This is a genomic window from Thermodesulfobium sp. (genome assembly GCF_053498235.1).
In genome coordinates, this window is sequence record NZ_JBRCUV010000013.1 from 25274 (window position 1) to 32363 (window position 7090).

A 7090-nucleotide genomic window follows, 5' to 3' on the forward strand; every position below is an offset into this window, starting at 1 on the left:
ACATTTTGTTATGGTTTTCTTCTACATTTTGGGCAAATAGAAAGATGTTTTGGAATTGGTTTGCCCTCGCCAAACAGTTTATTTGCTATAAGTGTCATATCGGGCATAAATTCGCCACATTTTGCACATTTTATGAGGTTTATTTGATGATCGACCTTAAAATCATCAAGGTTTGTTGTAACAAAGTATGGGTTTGGCTTGTGCTTTATTGCATTTGTAGGGCAGTAATCTATACACTGTCCACAACAGGTGCACTGATCTAGATCCATGTGATAGTTCATTTTGTCGTCTAACTGTGATATTTTTATAACCTTTGCCGGGCAAAAGTACTGACATATGCCACACGCAATGCACCTTGTTGGATCGTGTTCTGGATAGCCGTGAAAGCCCTTTGGATGTTCTGGCAAGTTAACGGTCGATATATTTTCTGTTATAGGTGGTTTAAAAATATTTTCAATTAAAATTCTTATCAGTGGAAGCATGACATCTCCTTTCTGAAATACAATTTAAACATGTGTGAAAAATGCTAATAAAAGCCCTATTATAGAAATTGGCCAGGTAAATTTTATAAACATATCAATTGCCTGGCTTAGTTCAATTCTTGCTGTTGCGGCTTCTAATAACGAGAGCAGCGAAGCAAATACAAAACATATTGCTATTATTGAGATTAATATAAGATTTGTCGGTATGATAAATATTGGTAAAAATAGATAAGAAAATAAAAATCCTAATATAACCCACTCCATAAAGTGCGAGATTTCAAAAAGCGCAAGGGCTGGTCCACTTGCTTCTACCGTAGGTCCTTCTAATATTTCTTGTTCAGCGTTTGGTATCGAAAAGGGGTTAAGTTTTAGCTTTGCGAGCGAGCACAAGAAAAATATCGGAATAAATATGATTTTTAGGAAAATAGATGTAATATTAAAACCCTTGGTAGCTATGTCAAATAAATTAAAAGTTGGGGTTGTATTAACGCTAAAAGCAAGTGCTGTAATAATCAGTATCATTGGCACGTTATATGCAAATAGAAGTTGGGCCTTTCTTGATGCTCCTATTTGACCAAATATAGAATTTGTAAAGTATCCATACAAAAGATAGCAAATAGTAGGCACTTCAGAGAGATAAAATATCACTATAAGATCAAACGGTATTTTGTTAGGGTTAAATTTGACAAATGGTAATGGAATAGGAAAAAGAGAGAGCGCAATTGATATCGAAACTACGCCTATAATTGGGGTTATAAAGTATAGAGCCCATGGCATATTTTTGGGAATCAAGGTTTCTTTGCTAAATAATTTTATTGTATCGTAGAAGCCCTGTGTCAGTGGGGGACCAATTCTAAGCTGCATTTTTGCCTTTAATTTTCTTCTAAATGAGTCCATAAGGCTTCCAAGCAAGAATGAAAAGAGAAAACCTGGAAAAATTAAAATTGAGAGTATATATGAAATCATCTTCCCTCCTTAAAAACCTCTATGGCTTTTTGTAATCCTAAAAATATATTCTTAGGATGAGCAGAGCATCCTCCTACATAAGCGGTTACAGGAATTAATTTATGAGCAGGTCCTACAATACTATATCCGTCTGTAAATACTCCTGAACTTATAGAACAAGTGCCAATACACACTATTACTTTTGGGTTTGGCAGCATATCGTATATCCTTAGAAGCGGCTCTTTAGACCTTGCTGTCACGGGACCAGTTACCAGACATATATCTGCATGTTTTGGACTGCCAACCAATTTGCAGCCCAGTCTCTCTACATCATATCTTGAAGCAAATAGAGCTACAATTTCTATATCACAACCATTGCAAGAACCGGTATTCAAATGAAACAACCAGGGTGATTTACTTCTTCCAATTTTAAAAATCATTTTAGTGTACCACCTTAATCAAGCTGTTAATAAAATTTATTAAATAGTTTGGATAGATACCAAAAAACAAAATTGCTATACATAAAATCGTGAGTGAGATGTTTGTAATAAATTTTTCTACTAAACTTATCTTGTTTATCGCTATGTTTTCTTCACTTCCCCAAAAAATTTTATGATAGGCACGAATATAGTAAACAAGAGCCAAACAGCTTGCAGCAATTAGAAAGATGCTAAGTAACAAGCTTTTATCAAAAGCTGCCTGATAAAGCAACAGTTTTCCAGAAAAACCAGGTAAGAAGGGTGCACCTATTAAGCTAAGTGAGAAAATCAAAAATGTTATTGATAAAAAAGGATGCCTTTTTGCAATGCCGCTTAAATCTGAGATATTTGTGGTTGAAAATATACTTTCAATTTTGTCAGTTATAACAAATAGACCAAATTTTGAAACAGAATGATTTATTAATATTATTATGGCTGCAATTAATCCTAAGCTATTTCCAAGCGCAAGCGCCAAAAGAAAGTAGCCAGTGTCATCAATTGTTGAATAAGAAAGAAGTCTTTTTAGATCTTTTTCAAGATAGGCCATTATTGCCCCCACAATAATTGATAATATTGCCACGAAGAACAATATATTGTTTAGATCTTGATATGTCATAAATGATGTTGACTTAACTTCTTGCAATATGAAAAACAATATGTAAAAGTCTATTACTTCTCCAACGCATACAATCGCAGATGATATTATTGGGTTCGTGATGCTAACGAATTTCGGCTGCCACCAGTGAAACGGCACAGCAGCAAGCCTTAAGCATATTGCAATTAGAGCTAAAAATCCAGTAAATGAAATAAAACTGGTGCTATTTAAAATAAAAAGCAAATAGTAGATTATGTTAACAATAAAATATATTTTAAAAGAGTCAAAAGATTTAATCCTTATAAATAGAAAACCAAATGTTATCAAACTTAAAATTTCTAAGACAATGCTGTAAAGCATAGCGTCGTGATTTAAAAGTGCAAACAATTGAAAAATGAAGCTTATGATATACAAAGGTGATACTGATTTTTCGAAATCCTTAACTGATAATATGATTGAAATCATAAAAGAAACGACGAATGTGGTTATTATAAAAAATCCTCTTAAGTCAAAAGGTGAAAAAATTTCTAAGTTAATTAGATCGTATGCTAATGAGGAAAACAAAATTAAAACTAATATGAATCTTATAATTTTATTTTTTATATTTGAAAGTAATATTAGACATATTGCTAATAATAAATCTGATATTAATACCAAGTTAACACCTCCTTTTCACCTAATTAGTTGGACAATAGTTATTACTATTATCATTGAAACTATACTTGTTATCAGCCACATTTCGTTTTCAAGCCACTTTATGGGTATATATATAATTTCAAATGCGGTTTTTATCAAATCATTTGAGAAATCGTACCACTTGTCAGAATCTGTAAATCTGTAAAAGTTTTTTGAAAGACTTTCAACATCGAATATGTAATCAAATGCGTTGATACTTTTTAATGAGCTTGCTTTTACTTCTCCGCCAGTAAAGCTTTCGACTCTCTTGAACTTTTTGTTTGAAACAAAAATTACTATGACAGGAGCGAAAATAGCTACTATTGCGAATATGGCAGTGAAGGTTGCAAGGTAGCCTCCTCCAGAGATTAATAGAACACCTAAATTAAAGTTGAATACTTCTTGGTTTAAATTTAAGTTTAGGCTATGAAGAGCTGGGATAAGAAGATATGAAATCAAAAACTGCGGCAATATTCCAATTAGTATGCAAAAGATTGCGAGCAAAGAGGTTGATAATATTTCAAGTTTATATTTGCCCTCTTGTATATTTTTAAATTCTTCTTTTTGAAATCCAAAAAAGGCTGTTGAAGATGCTTTTATGAAAGAAAGTAGGGTCAACGTACTCGCAATAAGTCCAATGGCAGCTGCAAATGGATAATTTGCCTGGATTGCTGCGTAATAAAACATCCACTTACTTATAAATCCGTTAAAACCTGGTACGCCTGATATTGAAAAAGATCCTATAAGAAAAAGGGCAGCCGTAAATGGGAGTTTTTTAAATAGTCCCCCCATTTTTGTAAGGTCTTTGCTGCCTGTAGCGTTTTGCATTATCCCAGAGCATAAGAATAGAGTACATTTAAATAGCCCATGGTTAAGGGCGTGAAAAAGCCCACTTGCTATTCCAAGTGGAGTCCCAAGTCCAATTCCTGCAACCATATATCCAATTTGGGATACGGTATGAAAGGCGAGAAGTTTTTTTATCTCTGTCTGTTTTAGTGCATACATTACGCCAATTAATGATGTTAGTGAACCGACAGTAACTATCAGTGCGTTCCATGGTATCGGATAAGGGTATAATATCACATACATCTTTACGAGAATATATACGCCTGCTTTAACAAGGCATGCAGCATGTAAGAGTGCGCTTACAGGAGTTACGGTATTCATGGCGAAGGGTATCCACGTATGGAGCGGCCATTGAACAGATTTTGCCATACATGCTATTAATATCCCTAAGAGAATTAGATTGGTATATATGCCAAAATTACTTCCTTCGAGTTTTGATATTATAAGGTTTCCACGCGTGCAATATGCAATAGCAATAATGCCAAGTAGCAGTCCATATCCAGCAATGTGGGTCATAAGATATGCTTTTTTTGCTGAGTAACTTGATAGATCTCTTTCATACCAAAAGCCAATTAGTTGGTATGAACAGAGGCCAATAAGCTCAAAGAAAATATACGTCCAGATTAAATTATCGCTTAATACTACCCCAAGATATCCCCCGATAAAAAGTTGCATAAGTCCAAAAAATCGTCCAATCCCATTTTTTTCGTGAGACATATATTCAATAGAATAAATGCAAACGCAAAAACTAATAAAAGATCCAAAAAGTGCAAAGAATAAGTTAATGCCATCGGCTCTAAGTATTAAGTTCAGATTAATTATGTTGAAAATGCCTTGATTGAAAGGAATTGTAGAAAAAGGACGATTAATAAAATTTATGCAAAGGTATATTATTGTAATTAAGGAAATTAGAGAAGTAATTATTGAAATAGAGCCATGAAATTTGCGAGAATTTATTTTGTGAAATATGAAAGAAATTAAACTTCCAGCAAAAAGAATTCCTATGCTTAGAAAAATTATAAAATTTTTGTCTAACAAATTTTCCTCCTTTACTCTTATTCTGTAGATAGCGTTGCTGCCTGTTCAATTGCGCCTGTTGGGCAGGCCTGAGCACATGCAGCAACGAAATTATTTTTTTCACAAAGATTACATTTTTGAGCTATTATGCTTACGTAATGCGTGCTTTTCCTTGATATCATTTCGATTGCACCAAATGGGCACATGTAATAGCAAGTTTTGCAGCCTATGCATGCATCTGGATTTATATCAATTACTCCCTTTCTTCTATCTATAGCTTTTACAGGGCAAACTTTTTCACATATTCCACACATTGTGCAATATGCGATTTTGAAGCTTTCTGTAGATTCGTTTTTTGATATAAAAATTCTTGGCTCGGATGAATTGTTTATTTTTCTGCACGCCTCCATACATTTTTGACAACCAATACATTTTTTTTGATTTATTCTAAGTCTCACATCTTCCTCCTATCTTTGAGTACATGACAGGCATGGATCTACGCTGGCAACTATTAAGGTAGCATTTGCCAAATCATTATTAGGTAGCATAGCTGAGAGAGCTGGAAGATTGACAAAGCTCGGAGCTCTAATTTTGTGTCTGAAAGGAACATCAGAACCGTCAGAGATAAGAATATGAACGTCCTCACCCCTTGGTGCTTCATGCCTACCTATTGCAGTTCCTTCGGGAATTATTGGCCTAATTTCTTTTGCAATTGGTCCTTCTGGCATAACTTTCAAAAGTTCTTTAATAATGTGTATGCTTTCTAAGATTTCCAATAGCCTTACTTCTACCCTTGCAAAGACATCACATCCGTCAGAAACAATTACTTTCCAATCGACTATATCGTAGGCCGCTCCTGGTTCATCTATTTTCCTTATGTCCTGGTTAATTCCAGAAGCTCTTGCAACAGGGCCCACAACTGAATATGTAATTGCATCTTCTTTTGTGAGTACTCCAACCCCTTTAGTTCTGAGTTCAATTGTTTTGTCTTTCATTACTATGTCAATAAATGTTTTGCAATCCTCTTCTACTTCGCTTAAAATTTTATAAATTGGTGATAAATCTCTTATATCTCTTCTTACACCGCCTATTGTATTAAAAGCATAGTTTGCCCTGTGACCAGTGGTTATTTCCATTAAATCTTTAACCTTTTCTCGTGAGTTCCATATTAAATAAAAGACGCTTATAAAGCCGATTACATGAGCTGCGATTCCTGCCCAAAGAAGATGTGAGTGGATTCTTTCAAGTTCACTAACTATTGTTCTTAAACATTTAGCTCTAAGGGGTACATCAACATTTCCAAGTTTTTCTACTGCCTGGACCCAGGCCATTGGATGAGTCATACTTCATATTCCGCAAACTCTTTCTACAAGTGGAATTACTTGCCAGAAATTTTTGGTTGAAGATAAATATTCAATGCTGCGATGTACGTGTCCTATTTCGATTGTAGCGCTCTTTATCCTGGTGCCTTCTGCTTCGAGAGTATATGTGGCTGGCTCTTCAAGGGCTATGTGAATAGGGCCAATCGGTAGGGAAAAACCCTTTTTTATCTCAATTTCAGACAATTTTATCCTCCTGAACTTTATTTTTTCTAATTAAAATCTTTTCTATTTCCTGTTTTAGGAGAGGTGCCTTTAAATCTTTTTGTGCTGTAAGCAGAAGTCCATCTTTTATGTCTTTATTGCCTCTAAAATTAATGCCAAACATTTCAAAACACTCATTTTCTCCCCATCTGGCATTTGGGTATATTGAAGTTATACTTGTGAAAGTAGCAGGAAGTTTCATCTTGAACTGAAATGAAAATAAATAGCCTTCAAAATCGTATAGATTTTCCAAAATTATTGATTTTTCATCTTCAAGATCTAAGTGCGCATTTACCAAAACAAATCTTGCATTAATTGATCTCATTAAAATAGCAATTTCAAGCGGAGTCTTGTCTTCTACGACATTTCTATAAACTCCCTTGTCTAATATACATACGTTTTTGATCTTTTCAAATATAATACCTAAATTTTGTTTATCCATATAAACAGTTTCCCCCTAATTAAACT

The 7090-nt window shown here is 34.1% G+C and carries 9 protein-coding genes; all 9 read right to left on the reverse strand.

Going from position 1 to position 7090, the window contains the following annotated elements:
- Positions 1 to 8: 8 nt before the first annotated feature.
- From ACWIUX_RS01365 to ACWIUX_RS01405, 9 genes are read right to left on the reverse strand one after another with little or no spacing between them, the layout of a single operon-like run.
- On the reverse strand, positions 9 to 482 hold the full coding sequence (locus tag ACWIUX_RS01365) for a 4Fe-4S dicluster domain-containing protein (protein WP_448588928.1): 474 nt from the start codon (positions 480 to 482) through the stop codon (positions 9 to 11).
- A gap of 24 nt (positions 483 to 506) precedes the next feature.
- A complete protein-coding gene (locus tag ACWIUX_RS01370) occupies positions 507 to 1448 on the reverse strand; it encodes a respiratory chain complex I subunit 1 family protein (protein ID WP_448588929.1) in 942 nt (313 codons plus the stop codon).
- Positions 1445 to 1867: an NADH-quinone oxidoreductase subunit B family protein gene (locus tag ACWIUX_RS01375; RefSeq protein ID WP_448588930.1), complete on the reverse strand. Its 423-nt coding sequence runs from the start codon at positions 1865 to 1867 to the stop codon at positions 1445 to 1447. Before ACWIUX_RS01375 ends, ACWIUX_RS01370 begins: the two co-directional genes overlap by 4 nt.
- Before the next feature lies 1 nt (position 1868).
- Complete coding sequence (locus ACWIUX_RS01380; protein WP_448588931.1) at positions 1869 to 3158, reverse strand: proton-conducting transporter transmembrane domain-containing protein; 1290 nt, start codon at positions 3156 to 3158, stop codon at positions 1869 to 1871.
- 15 nt (positions 3159 to 3173) lie between these two features.
- On the reverse strand, positions 3174 to 5060 hold the full coding sequence (locus tag ACWIUX_RS01385) for an NADH-quinone oxidoreductase subunit 5 family protein (RefSeq protein WP_448588932.1): 1887 nt from the start codon (positions 5058 to 5060) through the stop codon (positions 3174 to 3176).
- Positions 5061 to 5077: 17 nt separating this feature from the next.
- Complete coding sequence (locus ACWIUX_RS01390) at positions 5078 to 5497, reverse strand: 4Fe-4S dicluster domain-containing protein (protein WP_448588933.1); 420 nt, start codon at positions 5495 to 5497, stop codon at positions 5078 to 5080.
- A 9-nt stretch (positions 5498 to 5506) separates the two neighbouring features.
- Positions 5507 to 6382, reverse strand: a complete 876-nt coding sequence (locus ACWIUX_RS01395) for a hydrogenase large subunit (RefSeq protein WP_448588934.1) — start codon at positions 6380 to 6382, stop codon at positions 5507 to 5509.
- Between the two features lie 3 nt (positions 6383 to 6385).
- Positions 6386 to 6604: a hypothetical protein gene (locus ACWIUX_RS01400; RefSeq protein ID WP_448588935.1), complete on the reverse strand. Its 219-nt coding sequence runs from the start codon at positions 6602 to 6604 to the stop codon at positions 6386 to 6388.
- A complete protein-coding gene (locus ACWIUX_RS01405) occupies positions 6597 to 7064 on the reverse strand; it encodes an NADH-quinone oxidoreductase subunit C (protein WP_448588936.1) in 468 nt (155 codons plus the stop codon). The genes ACWIUX_RS01400 and ACWIUX_RS01405 overlap by 8 nt, the downstream gene beginning before the upstream one ends.
- Between the last annotated feature and the right edge of the window lie 26 nt (positions 7065 to 7090).